This is a genomic window from Planctomycetia bacterium (assembly GCA_034440135.1).
Taxonomy (GTDB): Bacteria; Planctomycetota; Planctomycetia; order Pirellulales; family JALHLM01; genus JALHLM01.
In genome coordinates, this window is record JAWXBP010000459.1 from 1 (window position 1) to 15602 (window position 15602).

The 15602-nt window shown below is 61.6% G+C and carries 11 protein-coding genes and 1 tRNA gene; 9 read left to right on the forward strand and 3 right to left on the reverse strand.

All coding sequences use genetic code 11. From position 1 onward, the window contains the following. Positions 1–174: 174 nt before the first annotated feature. Positions 175–750 carry a DUF4256 domain-containing protein gene (locus tag SGJ19_26340; protein ID MDZ4783783.1) on the reverse strand — a complete coding sequence of 192 codons (576 nt, stop codon included), beginning with the start codon at positions 748–750 and terminating at the stop codon, positions 175–177. A 175-nt stretch (positions 751–925) separates the two neighbouring features. Between SGJ19_26340 and nuoH the strand changes: the two genes are divergently transcribed. The 7 genes from nuoH (at position 926) to SGJ19_26375 (ending at position 9796) form a co-directional block, all read left to right on the forward strand. Continuing rightward, positions 926–2131: an NADH-quinone oxidoreductase subunit NuoH gene (nuoH, locus tag SGJ19_26345; GenBank protein ID MDZ4783784.1), complete on the forward strand. Its 1206-nt coding sequence runs from the start codon at positions 926–928 to the stop codon at positions 2129–2131. A gap of 2 nt (positions 2132–2133) precedes the next feature. Continuing rightward, entirely contained in the window at positions 2134–2748 is a 615-nt protein-coding gene (locus tag SGJ19_26350) for an NADH-quinone oxidoreductase subunit J (GenBank protein ID MDZ4783785.1), read from the forward strand. A gap of 25 nt (positions 2749–2773) precedes the next feature. Next, complete coding sequence (nuoK, locus tag SGJ19_26355) at positions 2774–3118, forward strand: NADH-quinone oxidoreductase subunit NuoK (GenBank protein ID MDZ4783786.1); 345 nt, start codon at positions 2774–2776, stop codon at positions 3116–3118. A gap of 30 nt (positions 3119–3148) precedes the next feature. Continuing rightward, positions 3149–5566 (forward strand): NADH-quinone oxidoreductase subunit L, encoded by a 2418-nt coding sequence (gene nuoL, locus SGJ19_26360; GenBank protein MDZ4783787.1) that lies wholly within the window; start codon positions 3149–3151, stop codon positions 5564–5566. A gap of 33 nt (positions 5567–5599) precedes the next feature. Beyond that, positions 5600–7393, forward strand: a complete 1794-nt coding sequence (locus SGJ19_26365) for an NADH-quinone oxidoreductase subunit M (GenBank protein MDZ4783788.1) — start codon at positions 5600–5602, stop codon at positions 7391–7393. 160 nt (positions 7394–7553) lie between these two features. Further along, on the forward strand, positions 7554–9278 hold the full coding sequence (locus SGJ19_26370) for an NADH-quinone oxidoreductase subunit N (GenBank protein ID MDZ4783789.1): 1725 nt from the start codon (positions 7554–7556) through the stop codon (positions 9276–9278). Between the two features lie 95 nt (positions 9279–9373). Beyond that, on the forward strand, positions 9374–9796 hold the full coding sequence (locus SGJ19_26375; GenBank protein MDZ4783790.1) for a hypothetical protein: 423 nt from the start codon (positions 9374–9376) through the stop codon (positions 9794–9796). A 210-nt stretch (positions 9797–10006) separates the two neighbouring features. Here SGJ19_26375 and SGJ19_26380 read toward each other — a convergent pair whose 3' ends face one another. Further along, the gene (locus SGJ19_26380; GenBank protein ID MDZ4783791.1) at positions 10007–11941 is read right to left on the reverse strand and encodes a thioredoxin-like domain-containing protein; all 1935 of its coding nucleotides are present in this window, start codon (positions 11939–11941) and stop codon (positions 10007–10009) included. A gap of 385 nt (positions 11942–12326) precedes the next feature. Here SGJ19_26380 and SGJ19_26385 point away from each other — a divergent pair. Continuing rightward, positions 12327–12400: transfer RNA gene (locus tag SGJ19_26385), tRNA-Ile, on the forward strand. 120 nt (positions 12401–12520) lie between these two features. Here the strand turns inward: SGJ19_26385 and SGJ19_26390 are convergent. Then, positions 12521–13732 (reverse strand): molybdopterin-dependent oxidoreductase, encoded by a 1212-nt coding sequence (locus SGJ19_26390; protein ID MDZ4783792.1) that lies wholly within the window; start codon positions 13730–13732, stop codon positions 12521–12523. Positions 13733–13920: 188 nt separating this feature from the next. Between SGJ19_26390 and SGJ19_26395 the strand changes: the two genes are divergently transcribed. Continuing rightward, a partial coding sequence (locus tag SGJ19_26395; protein ID MDZ4783793.1) for a hypothetical protein occupies positions 13921–15602 on the forward strand: 1682 nt, incomplete at its 3' end.

Sequence of the window (15602 nt, forward strand, 5' to 3'; positions counted from 1 at the left end):
AAACGAAACTCAGCGACATCGTCGCCGGTTACGCATTGCACGGAAACCCCAGTTTTGAGACAAGGCCTAGCCCGACGCGCAAGCGAGGGGGAGTAAACGCTGTTCGGGGTTCGACGTCTACTCCCCCTCGCTTGCGCGTCGGGCTAGTGTAGTTCGATCCATCGGCGCGAGCACTCAAACCCTCAAGCAGCCGCGGAACCCGCGAGCGGCGTAGTACGATTCCGCGCCGTTGTGGTAGGTGAACACCTGGTCGTAGCGGCGGTCGCAGAAGATGGCGCCGCCGAGTTTGCGGATCACGTCCGGCGTTTTCACCCAGCTCGACGTCTTCGTATCGAACGGTCCGAGCTGTTGCAGCTCGCGATATTGCGCTTCCGACAGGATCTCAACGCCCATCGTGGCGGCCATGCCCAGGGCGCTATCTTTCGGTTTGTGTTCCTTGCGAGATTCCAGCGCATCGGCGTCGTAGCAAACGCTTCTGCGGCCCGCGGGACTTTCCGCTGAGCAATCGAAAAACACGAACTCGCCTGACGTCTTGTCATGCCCAACGACATCCGGCTCGCCGCCGGTACTTTCCATTTCCTGGAGTGACCTCAGTTTTTCGGGATGCGCCTCGATCTTGGCTTGGATCTTCACCCAGGCAAGGCCACGGTGGCGATCCAGATTCTCTTCAAAACGCGCCTTCAAGACGTCGAGCAGTGTTTCGCCCTGGTCGGCCGACAAGTTTTGCTGTCCCCGCGCGGCTTTTTTCATATCCGTGCATGATCTCCCTGGAACCGGCGTATTCAATCCATACTAACGCCAAGAATCCACGCTCGATATACTTCGGGCCGTAGCCGGCGCGGGGGCTTGAACTTACTTACCTCCTTGTGCCATATTTCACGATCTTCCAAAACGCCTGGCAATCCATTTCCCGAGCGACGCTCTCGTGGCCGAGTTTTTCATCCAGACCTGCGGCTTACCTGGGTGGCTGGGCTACCTGGTCGCGGGGCTGATTCAGTGCGTGATCCTGATTCACGTCCCGCTCGTCGGGGCGATGTTTTTCGTCTGGGTGGAACGCAAGGTTTCCGCCCGGATTCAGGACCGCCTGGGCCCGACCCGCTGCGGCGGTAAGTTCGGTTGGCTACAGCTTTTAGCAGATGGCATCAAGCTGCTGAATAAGGAAGATTTACGGCCCGGAGCGGCCGATGGAATGCTGTTCCGAGTGGCGCCCTATGTGAGCTTCTGCGCGTCGTTTGCGGCACTGATCGCGCTGCCTTTTTCGGACGGTTGGGTCGTGCAGCGGATGGACGCCGGCGTGTTCTTCATTCTGGCGGTGCTGGGGATCGAAGTCTTCGGCGTGATTCTGGCCGGCTACGCCTCGGCGTCGAAGTGGTCGCTGTTCGGGGCGATGCGCGAAGCGGCGCAAGTCGTGAGCTACGAAGTCCCGATGGGCATGTGCGTCGTGGTGCCAGTGTTAATCGCCGGCTCGATGGACATGGTGACGATCGCCAACAAACAGGCCGGTTTGTTCACCAACTGGTATCTGTTCCACGATCCGTTCACGTTCATCATCTTCTGGGTCTACTTCACCTGCGGCACGGCGAGCGTGAACCGCGCTCCATTCGACCTGGCCGAGGCCGAAAGCGAATTGGTGGCCGGTTTCCACACGGAATACTCCGGTTTCCGCTGGCTGATTTTCTACATGGCCGAATATGGCTCCATGTTCATTGTCGCCGGCTTAGCGTCGATCCTGTTTTTCGGCGGCTGGAACGGCCCGATCCCGATCGCCGATTGGCTCGGACTGCATTACGCTCCTGGCGCGACCGATTTTTCGATCTGGGGATTTGCCGGCAACCTGTTGGGCTGCTTGAACTTCATGTTCAAGTCGATCATCGGCGTGACTGTGATGATCTGGGTCCGCTGGACGCTGCCGCGGTTGCGCATCGACCAAGTCATGACCACTTGCCTGAAATACTGCACGCCATTGGCGGCGGCTTGCTTCTTGTTGGCCACGCTCTGGACGCTCTCGGGCATTCCGTTCATTAACGACATCGCGCCGCGGCCGTTCCAAGCGGCGGTTGCTGCCCCGGAAGTAGAATCGCCCGCGCCTCCGGCCGTGGCTTCGTTGTCTCAGCCAAGCGAGGAGCGATAGCCATGGAACCGATCAACTGGCATTCGTTCTTCTTCCTGCTGTTCGGCGCGCTAACCGCGGTGTTCGCCGTGGCGGTCGTGGTCACCAGCAATATCGTGCGGATGGCCTTTTACCTGATTCTTTCCCTCGGCGCGACGGCCGGCCTGTTTTTTCTGGCCGGGGCCGATTTCGTCGGGGCGATGCAATTGATGATCTATGTCGGCGGCACCTTGGTGCTGCTGATCTTCGGCGTGATGCTCACCGCGCAAGGCCCGTTCATCTCGATGAAAACCGGCGGCGGCGAATGGGTGTTGGCCACAATCCTGGGTGGCGCGCTGCTGGGCCTGTTGGTCAAGACGGCCTTTAGCGTTGAGGATTGGCAGGGGCCGGCCGCCGTGGCACATGTCGAAGGCGAAGCGGAACACGCTGTCATGTTACCGGCGCAATCGCCCACTTCGGCCCCCATTGGGCTCGGCTTGCTGGGCGTCCGGACTGACAAGCTGGATCCAGCGAAATCGGCGCTCGCGCCCGGCATGGCCGGTTACTTGCTGCCGTTCGAAATTGTTTCCGTTCATCTGTTGGTGGTGCTGGTCGGCGCCGCGTACCTGGCCAGAACGAAAAAGCGCCGCGAGGCGTAAGTTCCAGCGAATTGAAACTGCGGATATGGACCTGCTCACTCAGCCTGTCGGCGTCGCCCATTTCATGGCCATCGGCGCCGTGCTGTTCGTTTCCGGCGCCGTTTGCATGGCGACGAAGCGGAATGCGCTCGGCGTGTTGATGGGCATTGAACTGGTGCTGAACGGGGCGAACCTGAACTTCGTGGCGCTCAGCAGCGAATATCTGCGCCGCGACACGGCGCTGGCGCTTGGCATGGACGGACATTTGATTGCGTTGTTCGTCATCGTACTGGCCGCCGCGGAAGCCGCGGTGGCCTTGGCGATCACGCTCAACTTCTACAACAACCACTCCACGGTCGACGTCGACCGCGCGGACGACCTGCGCGGTTAGATCACGACTAGGAATCGGCTCGAAGCGACGATGGATGCACTCGGCGATAATTTGTGGCAGTTGCTCCGGGCAGCCTGGCTGTTGCCGTTGGTGTCGTTCACGATCATCGTGTTCGGCGGCAAGCGGCTCGGCAAAGCGGGCGTGTTGGCGGGCTACTTGGCGACCGGGGCGATCGTCGGCGCGTTCGTCCTCTCGATGACGGCCTTCGGGCTCTGGCTCAACGCTTACGGCGTGCCGACGCTCGAACATCATGGCGGCGAGCATCACGCGCAGCTTGAACCCGCAGACAGCGCGTTCACGCTGGCGAGTTCCCAGGAAGCGGCCCCGGCCGAAGCACCTCACGCCGACGAAGCTGGTCACGCCGTAAAGCCGAACTTTCACGCCGGCGAGTGGTATCGCCTGGCCGAATTCGGCAACTTGAAGGCGTCGATCAGCTACCACATCGACGCGCTCACCATCTGCATGTTCTGCATGGTGACGTTGATCGCCTCGTGCATCCATTTCTATGCCATGGGCTACATGCACGATGAATTGCACGATATCACCGACCACGAAGTGCATCTGCACGACGGGCATCATCTGCATCGGCCCGGGCGCTATTACCGGTTTTTTCAGTACCTGTCGCTGTTTTGCTTCAGCATGCTGGGGTTGGTGATCGCCGGCAATGTGCTGATGGTGTTCGTGTTCTGGGAGTTGGTGGGCGTTTGCTCGTACTTCCTGATCGGCTTCTACATCGAGCGGAAGAGCGCGTCGAACGCGGCGAACAAGGCCTTTATCGTCAACCGCGTCGGCGACTTCGGCATGCTGATCGGCATGATGGCCCTCTGGGGAAGCCTCGGCACGTTCACGTTCGCCGGCAGCGATCTGGACAAAGACGGCACGATCGCCCAGAGCGAGAAGGGAATTTTCGACCTCTTGCGCGATCCAGAGCACGGGTATCTGCTCGCCCCCGCCGACGGCATGGTCGTGGCCGCCGCGGCCGCCGATCCCACCGTGACCGTAGGGCCCAGCCCAGAGAACATTCAAGCCTGGCGCACGCAGGGCTACGGTTACTGGCTGCTGGTCATCGCCGGCGTCGGCATCTTCTGCGGTTGCGTCGGCAAAAGCGCTCAGTTCCCGTTGCATGTCTGGTTGCCGGACGCGATGGAAGGGCCCACGCCGGTCTCGGCGCTCGTCCACTCGGCGACGATGGTGGCTGCTGGCGTTTATTTGGTTGGCCGCTTCTATCCGGCCTTCGCGCCCGAGGCGCTGTTGGTCATTGCTTACGTTGGTGCGATCACACTGTTCCTCGCGGCGACAATCGCCATCACCGCCACCGACATCAAACGCGTGCTCGCCTATAGCACCGTCAGCCAGTTGGGCTACATGATGCTCTCGCTCGGCATCGGCGGTTGGATCGGCGGGATGTTCCACCTGTTTACGCATGCGTTCTTCAAAAGCTTGTTGTTCATGTGCTCCGGCTCGGTGATTCACGCCACGCACACGAACGAAATGCCCAAGATGGGCGGCCTGCGGAAGAAGATGCCGTGGACCGCCTACACGATGCTCGTCGGTTGCCTGGCCATCGCCGGCGCCGGCTTGCCGATCGCGCTCTTCGGCTGGCATATCGGGTTCAGCGGCTATTACTCCAAAGATTCGATCGTCATGCACTCGCTGTGGTACGGCCAGGTGATGCCGAAGCACGCGTGGCTGGCGTTCATGCCGGCCGTCGGCGCCGCGATCACCGCGTTCTACATGTTCCGGCTCTGGTTCATGACCTTCGCCGGCAAGCCGCGCGATCATCACATTTACGATCACGCGCACGAATCGCCGCCGGTGATGTACGTGCCGCTGGTCGTGCTGTCGGTGTTCGCCGTCGGCGTGGCGTGGACGATGCCCTTCACGGGGTTGAGCTTGGAAGGCCTGTTGGATTCCGCCCGCTGGCCAGGAACGGATCCCGCGCAAGTGCTGGGACTTTCCAGCGTCATCGATCCGCATGAGTTCCACGGCCAGGCGACGATCGTGGCCTTCTCGACCGCCCTCTCCGGCATCCTGCTGGCGGCGGTGTTCTACGGCTGGGGTTACCTCAATCCGGAAGATGTGCGACGGCAGTTCTCGCCAATCTACAACTTCCTCCGCGGCAAGTGGTACTTCGACGAGTTGTACGAAGTCATTTTCATCCGCCCGACACATTTTATCGCGGCGCGGATTGCGAACCTGGATAAGAAGTGGATCGACGGCTTCATTAACGCCCTCGCGCGTTGGACGAAAGCCGTGGCGAACTTCGATGACGTGATCGACCGCTACCTGATCGACGGCCTGGCGAACGCGATCGCGCATTGGACCTTTTCGACCGGCGTGGCGCTGCGAGGCGTGCAGACCGGCCGGCTCCGCCAATACGTGATGTTCATCGTCGTCGGCACGGTGGCCTTGTTTGTGATGATCAGCTTCTACGCCAGCAGGGCGTAACGAACTTCGGATAGATACCCGGGAATTCCATTCATGCCTGTCGATCCCACGACATTGCTTTCGTTGCTGACCTTTTTTCCGGCTATTGGCGCGCTCGTGCTCGCTTTTTTGCCGAAGGACAAGCCGGACGCGCTCAAGCTGTTCACACTGGTGATCACGGGCGTGGTCTTCGCGGCGTCGCTCGGATTGGTGTTGCCCAGCACGGGTTGGTACGATCCATCGAACGCCGGCATGCAATTGACGTTCGCGCATCCGTGGATTCCCACGTTCAACATCGATTACGCGATGGGGCTGGACGGCATCTCGATGCCGCTCTTGTTGCTGACGACTTTCGTCTTTTTCCTCTCGATGTGGGCGAGTTGGCCGATCGAGAAACACGTTAAGGCCTATTGCATCCTGTTTCTGATCCTGGAAACGGGCGTGATCGGCGTGTTCATGTCACTCAACTTCTTCCTGTTCTACGTGTTCTGGGAAGTCATGTTGCTGCCGATGTATTTCCTGATCGGCGTCTGGGGCGGCCCGCGCCGCGAGTACGCCGCGATCAAGTTCTTCATCTACACGCTGCTCGGCGGCGTGTTCATGTTGATCGCCGTGTTGATGCTGTACTTCACCAGCGATGTGAAAGCCCTCACGCCAGCGCAGTTGCAAACGGCCCACGTGGTGGACGCGAGCCTGACCGGCGACGACCTCGCCGCGGCCGTGAATCAAATTCAGAATCAGCCGGGCAAGGCCCATACTTTCAACATTCTCGCGCTCCAACAGCTCGGCCAGTTCACCGATCAGTTCAGAAGCGACAAGCCGGAAGACCTGATCCTCGGCAAAACGATCGAGTGGTGGGCGTTCCTGCTGCTGTTCGCCGGCTTCGTGATCAAGGTGCCGAGCGTGCCGGTACATACCTGGCTGCCGGACGCGCACGTCGAAGCGCCCACGCCGATTTCGATGATCCTGGCCGGCGTGCTCTTGAAACTCGGCGGCTACGGCATCATCCGCATCTGCTATCCGATCTGCCCCGAGGCAGGCTATGAACTAGCCTGGTTCGTGTGCGGACTTGGCGTCGTTAGCATGCTCTACGGCGCCTTCGCGGCCTTGGCGCAGAAGGACTTCAAGCGGCTCGTCGCCTATAGCTCGGTCAGTCACATGGGCTACGTCGTCCTCGGTCTCGGCGTTTGGAGCGCGTCTTACAAGACCGGCTTCGATCCCCAGTACTGGGCAATGGGCATGAACGGGGCGATGTTCCAGATGATCGCCCACGGCATCGCCTCGCCGGGCATGTTCTTCATGGTCGGCGTGATTTACGAGCGCGTGCATCACCGCAACCTTGATGAGTTCGGCGGCCTGTTCGCCAAGATGCCCGTCTATAGCGGGCTGGCGTTCGGGATCTTCTTCGCCGGCCTGGGGCTACCTGGTCTGTGCGGATTCATCGGCGAAGTGTTCGTTACGCTCTCGGTTTGGAATTACAGCCAGGCGTTGGCCGTGATTGGCGCGTTCACCGTGATTCTTACTGCCGCGTACATCCTGTGGACGCTGCAACGCGTCTACCTGGGACCGGAATACAAGGGCCCGCACGGCGATCACTTGCATCCGATGACGCCGCGCGAGTTGGCGATCGCGGCGCCGATTCTGTTCCTCTGCATTTTCTTCGGCGTGTATCCCAACGCAGTGTTCAAATACATGTCCCCCAGCGTCACCAAAACGGCTGTCGATCTCGCGGAGTGGACCCAGCGAGAAGATCCCGACAAGGAGCGGAGGGAGTCCGAGCAGCAGACCGCGGCGATCACCACGCCCATCACCACCAGCGCTCTGGCGCCGACGGGACAGTCGTACTAACAACATGTGTGGCTGGGGTCGAATGTACTCATTCGCCCCCAGTGATACGAGGATTGGGTCGATCACCAATCAGACATTTTGCTCTCGCCTGGGGGCGGACGAGTACGTCCGACCCCAGCCACCCGAGCTGTAACTCGGGGCCTAACGGGGAGTCGGCGACTTGAATACGTTTCACGATTTTTTCGCGGATAGCGGCAAGCTGTCGTTAGTCCACGACACGATGACGGTGTCGCTGCCGGCCTTCAAGCCGGAGTTGGCGCTCACGGTCACGATCGTCGTGATGCTGCTGGTGCGCGTGCTGAATCTGCGCTGGATCAACGGGTTTTGGCTGGCCCTGGCGGGTTCGCTGGCGGCACTCTACTATGCTGCGCCGGGCGATCTGCTGGCCACGGATGCGCCGATCGTCAGTCAGGAGTTGTTCACCGGCTTGATCAAGTACGACGCCTTCACCGTATACTTTCGCGCGTTGTTGATGGCATTCGCGGTGCTGTTCGTGCTGTTCACTTGGCTGTCCGGCATTCCAGATCGCGAGGACAGCACCGATTTCTTCACGCTCGTCTTCGGCGCCACAATCGGCATGTGCCTGATGGCCTCGTCGAATCACTTGCTCACCGTGTTCCTCGGCGTCGAGATGGCCAGCGTGCCGTCGTATGCCTTGGCCGGCATGCTCAAGGGCAGGCGCGAGAGTAGCGAGGCAGCGCTTAAATACGCCGTCTATGGCGCGGGCGCGGCCGGCGTGATGCTCTACGGCATTAGCTTGGTAGCTGGCGTGCTGGGCACGGCGCACCTGCCCACGTTGGCGCATCAACTCGCGGTCGTGCTGAGCGAGCCAACTTATGGCGATCGCCACGTGGTGCTCGTCCTCGGCGGACTGATGGTGATGGTCGGCCTGGCTTTCAAGCTTTCCGCAGTGCCGTTTCATTTCTGGTGCCCGGATGTCTTTGAGGGGGCCAGCGCAGAAGTCAATGCGTTCCTGTCGGTCGCTTCCAAGGCGGCTGCGTTGGCGCTACTGATTCGCGTGGCGATTGGCTTTGGACATCTGCCGGCGAACGAAGCGCCGACGGCCTCGCTACCCGTGGCACAAGTGACAACGGTCGCCTTTCAGCATGAGACGCCGACGGTTGCCGAGGCCGAATCGCCGACACCCGCGGCGACGGTGGCCGTGAGCAACGAAAGCCTGGCCCCGGCGCGGAAATTCATGGCGGGACTCGTGGCGTTGATCGCCGCGATCACCTGCACGTTCGGCAACCTGACCGCCTACGGCCAGACGAACATTAAGCGCTTGCTCGCCTATTCCACGATCGCCCACGCCGGCTACATGATGATGCCGGTGGCGGCGATGCTCTTGTTGCTCGGCGATCCCGCGCGTCAGGTCGAAGCTCGCAATGCCGCCGCGTCGATCGCGTTCTATGTCGGCGCGTACCTGTTCATGAACCTGAGCGCGTTCGCGATCATCGCCTTCCTACGAAATGCGATGCGCAGCGAAGAGATCGCCTCCTACGCGGGACTCGTGCGCCGCTCGCCCGGCGTGGTGATCTGCTTCGCCACCGTCATGTTGAGCCTGCTGGGCTTGCCGCCATTGGCCGGTTTCGCCGCCAAGTTCGTGGCCTTCAGCGCACTGGCCGACGCTGGGCAACCGCTGACGTGGACGCTGCTCTTCGTAGGCGGCATCAACACCGTCTTCAGCTTGTTCTACTACTTGCGCGTGGTGAAGGTGATGACGCTCGATCCGGAACCCGACGATCGCCCGCCGTTGGAGTTTTCGCTCGTCTCGCGCGACGGCGCCTTCGTCGCCTTGATGACGTTGCCGGTGATTTTGCTCGGCGTCTGGCCCGATCTCTTGTTGCGGTTGGCCAGCGCCGCGACGCAGGGAGTATTGTCCTAGGCCTCGTTTTCTTCCTGCCTCCTTTACTTCTCTGCTCCTTTACTTCTGTGCTCCTTTACTTCTGTGCTCCTTTACTACTCAGCCCTTCCATGTTCATGACCGCCTCCGCCCGATCGGTTGCGCTGCTGAATGCGCTGTTTCAGACCATTCACCGGTCGTTGCCGATGTACCTGGCCGAGGCCGCGGATCCTTGGAAGCATGCCGGCGATGAGCGCGCAGCCGAGACGCTCGCCAACATCGTGGCCGACCAGCGCGCCTTCACCGCGCGGATCGCGGATGTGATTCTAGACCACGGGTCGCTCGAGCCAGGCGGCTACCCGATGGAATACACCGACACGCACTTCCTGGCGCTCGATTTCCTGATCGGCGAACTGATCAAGTACCAGCGCCGCGACGTCGCCCGCATCCAGCGCATCGTCACGGCCCTCGCCGATGACCACGACGCCCAGGAAATCGCCGAAGAAACCCTCGGCGCCGAGAAGGCGCATCTGGAAATGCTGGAAGAACTCAACAGGTAATGACGAATGCCGCTTTTTGGCATCGTCTCGCGTTGTGGCATGGTCTTAAGTTGTGGCAGGTCTCCCGACCATGCCACCGGCCTGACCGAAGGTCTCCATTGCTCGTCATGGCGTTTTCGCACCGTGACACGGTCGGGAGACCGTGCCACAACACAACAAACCGTGCCACAACACAACCGATTCGTCATTCGACCTTCGACATTTTGCCGTCTACTGCTTGAGCCGCGCTCGCAGTTCCTTCTCCAGCTCCGCGATATGAATGTTGCGGTGAATGACGTTGCCCTTTTGATCGATCAGGATCATCGTCGGCAAGGTCAGCACGCCCAGCTCGTTGGCGAGGCGGCTGTCGAGTCCGCCCGGTTCCCAGACTTGCGGCCAACTGAGCTTGTTTTCCTTCAGGAACGCCGTCAGATCGGCCTGGTTGCCGTCGAGGCTGACGCCCACCGCCTGGAATCCGCCCTTGCCGCCGTACTTGGCCATCAGGTCGGCGATGTCGTCCAGGTCGGCGCGGCACGGTTCGGCCCAGGTGGCCCAATAATGCACCAGCACGTACTTCCCTTTGAACGGCGCGGCCGCCAGGTCGACGGTGCCCTTCATATTGACGGCGTTCGCACGGAGCACGATCGGCTTGCCGACGGAGTTAAGGCGGCGCACCGCGCCGGCCGCCTTCTGCGCATTGGGCGCCGAGGCGAACTCAGTCACAATGCGCTGATACCACGTCTTGGCTTCCTCTTCCTGGCCGGCATATTCCTGCGCGATGCCAAGTTGCAGCATCGCCTCCGCTGCGTCGGCGCTCTTGGGATTCGCTTCGACGAATTTCTCCAGGCTTTCCAACCACTTGGTTTGCACCGCCGGGAAATCGACGTTTTCCTGCTGCACGGCCGCGCCGTATTCCGCCATCAGGCTGCGGAACTCGACATAGGCGGCCAACTCGTCGTCGCCGCCGTCGGCTTTGAGCTTGTCGTGCAGCGTTCGCAGACGCTCCGCACCGCTGGAGAATCCGCCGGCCTGCACTGCGGCGCTGGCCGTATCGGCCAATTGGCGAATCCACTGGGCGCGATCTTCCGGCGCCGTGCTGGCCGCGGCGAGTTGTTCCAGTAGATCCACGCGGCGCACGTTCAGCTTGTCTTGCTCCTCGGGCGTGGCAGCCTTGGCGAGCGCATCGTCCATGCCTTGCAATTCGTCGAGCAGTTTCTGTACTTCGTCGCTCGGCGCTCCGGCGACGCTCTCCGCGCCTCCTTCGCTGCGCGGCGGCAGCGACGGCTGGAAGAAGAAGCCGGTCGAAGAGAGTTGCTCGCCAGTGGCCGGAATCGATGGCGCATCGATCAGCCGCCAGTTGTCGCCCACGCGGACGAGCGTGCCGATCTGCACCTGTCCGTCTTTGCCGGCGGTGTCGATCATCGCCAGCACGTTTTCATAAACGGCGATATCGCTGGTCGAGCCTTCGGTGCCGGCGGGCACCACGCCCGGGCGCGAGCCGCCGAAATGCAACCACTTCGTGGCGGCGCTCAACGACTTCTGTGCTTTGGCCATCTCGGCGAACGTTTTCGGGGCGTCGTTCAGGCGCTGTGTGAGCTCTTTCGTACGCTCCGGTCCGAGACCGAGGGAGGCCAATTCATCCTTGCTGACGAGCAAGCGCGTGAAGCGTTGGGCGTCGCCGGTGGCCAGCGCCGCCACCGCCTCGGCGGTCGCCTCTTCGGCCGAAATCTGCTTCCAGGAATCGATCGCGCCGTTCTCGTCGGCGTCCAGACCCCAGCGGCAACCGGCCGTGTTCAGCCAACGGTACTGATCCGCCTTGGAGCTGTTTTTTTGCGAGTCGATGTCGCGGTACACTTCGAGACCGTTTTGGTAATAGCACCAGAGATCGACCACGTTGTCGCCATTGGTGTCGGCGAAGCGGCGGAGCATCTGCCCCGAGGCGTCGCGGACGATCCAGCCGGTTTCGCCGGAGACGTTCTCCGCCTTGATCGTGCACTTCGAGGCTTCTTCCGCCGTCGGGCGGTCGTATTCGACCTCTTTTTGGACGGGCGCCAGTTTCAAGGCGGCCTCGACCGAGGGCGCATCCGCACGCACGGAACCCGCCAAGGCCGGCAGGGTGACGGCCAGCGATCCAGCCAACCAGGCACGGCGTCGAACCAAACTCATGGTCGAATTCCTTTGCTAAGATTCCCAACCTTCCGGGGCGCGCACGGCCGCTCTCGGCACCTACCTATCTTCGGCGCGGCCCTACGGTCGGCATCAGCCCTACAGCCCGTTTTCTCACCCCCGCCGTTAGTGAGTAAGCGAACCCTGGGCGGCGGCGGGCGTCTTGTTTGTCACCGTCGCGTCGTTTCTTTAAAGCCCAGGGAAGGCCATCCAAATCGAACCATCGTCCGCAGTTTTCGAAGGCCTTCCCTGGGCCTGTCAGCGACTTTCGCGGACAAGCCAGAAAAAAGTGGTAGACTTCCATTCTCCGTCTCCAGGCGGTTTGACAGTCGGGGCAAGACTCATAAAATACGAGGTTTCCCCGCCGCGGCCGCACGGCCGCCCCGGGCGTGTAGCTCAGTTGGTTAGAGCGCGTCCCTGATAAGGACGAGGTCCGAAGTTCGAATCTTCGCACGCCCACTCCCCTGACTTGGCAAGGTTCGCGGAAATGCGTAACTCCTGGCAAGTCAGGGGTTTTTTATGCGCGCTGATTGAACTGCGGTTCCTCGAAGCGTCCTGCTTCGGCCAGCTGGACGTCGCTTACACTCCGCCAAACAGCGTCACGCACTCAACGCCGTTCCATTCGTAGCCGCCAGGGTTCCAGAAGATCGATCCGTCCTGAGGTTGCGTGCGCCCTTGAGCGTCGGTCGCGGCAATCCAAATCAAATTCGGCCCCGCCTGGATCGCGACTCTGGCGCGCCACCTCGACCACGCAAACGGCGACTTCGCCAATTCCAACTCCGCGCGCCGCCAGCTCGCGCCTTGATCCGTGGAATACAACACCGCCGTGAGAGCCGCCGCACCATCGTTCCACGCGTAACCCTGCAGGACCGCATCGCCGGTGCGCACTTGCTCGCCATCGGCGTGCGAAGTCACCAGCGTAGCGATCTTCTGCTTCCAGGTCGGCGAACTATTGCCAATGCGAAACGCGTACTTGTCGCCGGGCTTGATCAGATCATGCGGCGTACGATAGCGCTCGGCGTGATGCTCGTTCGAGCTTTCCTCCGCCTCGAACCGCAACCGCGAAAGCCACTTCATCTGCACCGTGCCGTAGTAGCCGGGCAACACAAACCGCACCGGCCCGCCGTGAACGGCCGGCAAGGGTTCGCCATTCATCGTGAGTGCCAGCAGGCCGCGATCCAACGCGTCGTCCAGCGGCACGCTGTGCTCGAAATCCGCCTTGCCAATTGCCGGTGCATCGAATCCTTCAGCGGAGAGATAGCGCGCCATGGCCGATGGCTCAACGCCGAGATGTTTGAGCACCGCCGTGAGTCGCACGCCCGAGAACTTCACGTTGCCAACTCCGCCGCGTCCCCATTGCGTGCCTTCCGTTTTGGCAATGCGCGAAAACATCGAGCGGCCGTTGCCGGAACACTGCAGCACCATCTCGACTTCGGTCATTTCAAGTTCACGCAGCGCCGCGAGGTCGAGCGTGACTGGGCCGCGCATCAGGCCGATGAGTTCGATTTTCCAGTCTCCGGCGCGCGCCGGCGCGATCGTGGCCATGCCGGCGGGATTGGCGTTGTTGCGAACGAAGAGCGTTTCCTTCGGAGTGAGCAGGTGTTGATCCAGCAGCGCGAGCGGAGACTCCAGGACGAGGGGTTCCGCGGTGTGGATGAGCAACTGGTCGCTCTTCCCGGCGACGAGAGTGTCGGAGGAGGCGGGCGATGCCCAGGAAAATCGAGCCGAGCCGAGCCAGCTCAGGGCGCCTAGTCCAGTGGCGGCGTGAAGGAAGTGACGGCGCGTGGGCATAGCGGAGGTTCCAAAGCAAGGTGGGCGGGCGTTATAGGCGGTGCGATCCATTTTATTCGCGCGGTGATGCGATCGACAGGATGCCGCGCGTCGGCCAGCGGAGGCGCAAGGCAAAGTCGTTGCGGTGACCTAGAGTTTTGCACCGCTGGTATGTCCCGCCCAAGTTCCCTCCGCAGGAAGTCCTTCCGATGTGGTTTCGCTCGAAGTCCCGCCGCGCGTCTACAATCCGTCGCGGTTCGCTGAACAAACTGGGACGCCAGCTACGTTGCGAGCCGCTGGAAGAGCGGACACTGCTGGCGGTCACCATGTTGCACGATGTGGCGCCCAACTCCGGGAACTCGAACGCCGCCGACTACATTCAGTTGGGCAATCTGACGTTCTTCGTGGCGAATGACAACTCGCACGGATTGGAGTTGTGGAAGACGGACGGGACGAGCCAAGGCACCGAGATGGTGATGGACATTGCGCCCGGCGCGCCGAGCAGCGCGCCGGAACAGCTGACGGTGTTCCAGAACAAGTTGTATTTCACTGTCAACGATCAGGTGCATGGCCGCGAGCTGTGGGTCACCGATGGAACCGCACCCAACACGCAGTTGGTGATCGACATCGACACGATCGCTTCCTCGTCGCCGGACTACTTGACGGTCGTTGGCAATGAGCTCCTGTTCAGTGCGTACGACGCCACGCACGGCACCGAGTTGTGGAAGTTTAACGGCACGACAGCCTCACTGGTCCAGGACTTGCGTCCCGGCAGCTTCGGATCGACGCCGGAATATCTTACGAACGTGGACGGCACGCTGTTCTTCTCCGCCAACAATACGGACGCTATCGGGCGCGAGTTGTGGAGGTACGACTCGGTGAACGGGGCCGCGTTGGTTCGCAACATTGCGGACTTGAGCTTCGAAAGCGGCAATCCGCAGGAATTGACCGCCGTCGGCGACAAGCTGTTCTTCACGGCGGTCGGCCCGTCGGACAACTACTTCGGCCGTGAGCTGTACGTCTCCGACGGCTCGTCAAGCGGCACGGTCATGGTGCAGGATATCAATCCCGGCGTCGCCGACAGCACGCCGATGTACCTGCACGACGTCAACGGGGAACTTTGGTTCTCAGCCAACACAGCCGCGGCGGGCCGCGAGTTGTGGCGGAGCGACGGCACTTCGCCGGGGACCGGGATCGTCAACGACTACACGCCGGGCAGCGGCGGTTCGAATCCGATCTCGATGGTCTATCAGACCGCCGGCGTGTTCGTCCACTACGACACGTACAACTACATCATCTACTTCCCGGATTCGGGACCGGTCGAGTACCGCGGGAACAACCTTTACCCGGGCACGCAGTTTGTCGGCGGAAACGGATACCTGTACTTCTCGCGGGCCAACTCCGGTTTCAACTACGAGTTGTGGCAGATCAACACCACGACCCGCGCTGTGACGCTGGTGCAGGAGATCAATCCCAGCGCCGGCAGCTACCCGAGTGCGCTGGCGTACCTCGACGGCGCACTCTACTTCACCGCCAACGATGGCACGAACGGCGCCGAGCCCTGGACACTGACCTTCGCGCCGGTGGTTTCGATCAGCGGCCTGCCAGGCGGCAACACCGGGCCGGAAGGGACGGCCATTAACGTCTCGGCGAATATCACCTCGCCCGGCTCCGGCGGACCATATACCTATGCCTGGAGCGTGACCAAGCAGGGCGCCGGATCGGCTTTTGCGACCGGCACGAGCAGCACGTTCGCTTTTACGCCCGATGACAACGGTACGTATAACCTGTCGCTCACGGTGACGGACAGCGCCATGCAGGACGGTGTGGCGAACCAGGCGTTGACGATCACCAACGCGGTCCCGACCGCCACGATCGTCGGCGCGCCGAC

Coding starts and splice junctions, on each gene's coding strand:
- SGJ19_26340 (MDZ4783783.1), bottom strand. CDS start 750: ATGAAAAAAGCCGCGCGGGGACAGCAAAACTTGTCGGCCGACCAGGGC.
- SGJ19_26350 (MDZ4783785.1), top strand. CDS start 2,134: ATGGAACCGATCAACTGGCATTCGTTCTTCTTCCTGCTGTTCGGCGCG.
- nuoK (MDZ4783786.1), top strand. CDS start 2,774: ATGGACCTGCTCACTCAGCCTGTCGGCGTCGCCCATTTCATGGCCATC.
- nuoL (MDZ4783787.1), top strand. CDS start 3,149: ATGGATGCACTCGGCGATAATTTGTGGCAGTTGCTCCGGGCAGCCTGG.
- SGJ19_26365 (MDZ4783788.1), top strand. CDS start 5,600: ATGCCTGTCGATCCCACGACATTGCTTTCGTTGCTGACCTTTTTTCCG.
- SGJ19_26375 (MDZ4783790.1), top strand. CDS start 9,374: ATGACCGCCTCCGCCCGATCGGTTGCGCTGCTGAATGCGCTGTTTCAG.
- SGJ19_26380 (MDZ4783791.1), bottom strand. CDS start 11,941: ATGAGTTTGGTTCGACGCCGTGCCTGGTTGGCTGGATCGCTGGCCGTC.
- SGJ19_26390 (MDZ4783792.1), bottom strand. CDS start 13,732: ATGCCCACGCGCCGTCACTTCCTTCACGCCGCCACTGGACTAGGCGCC.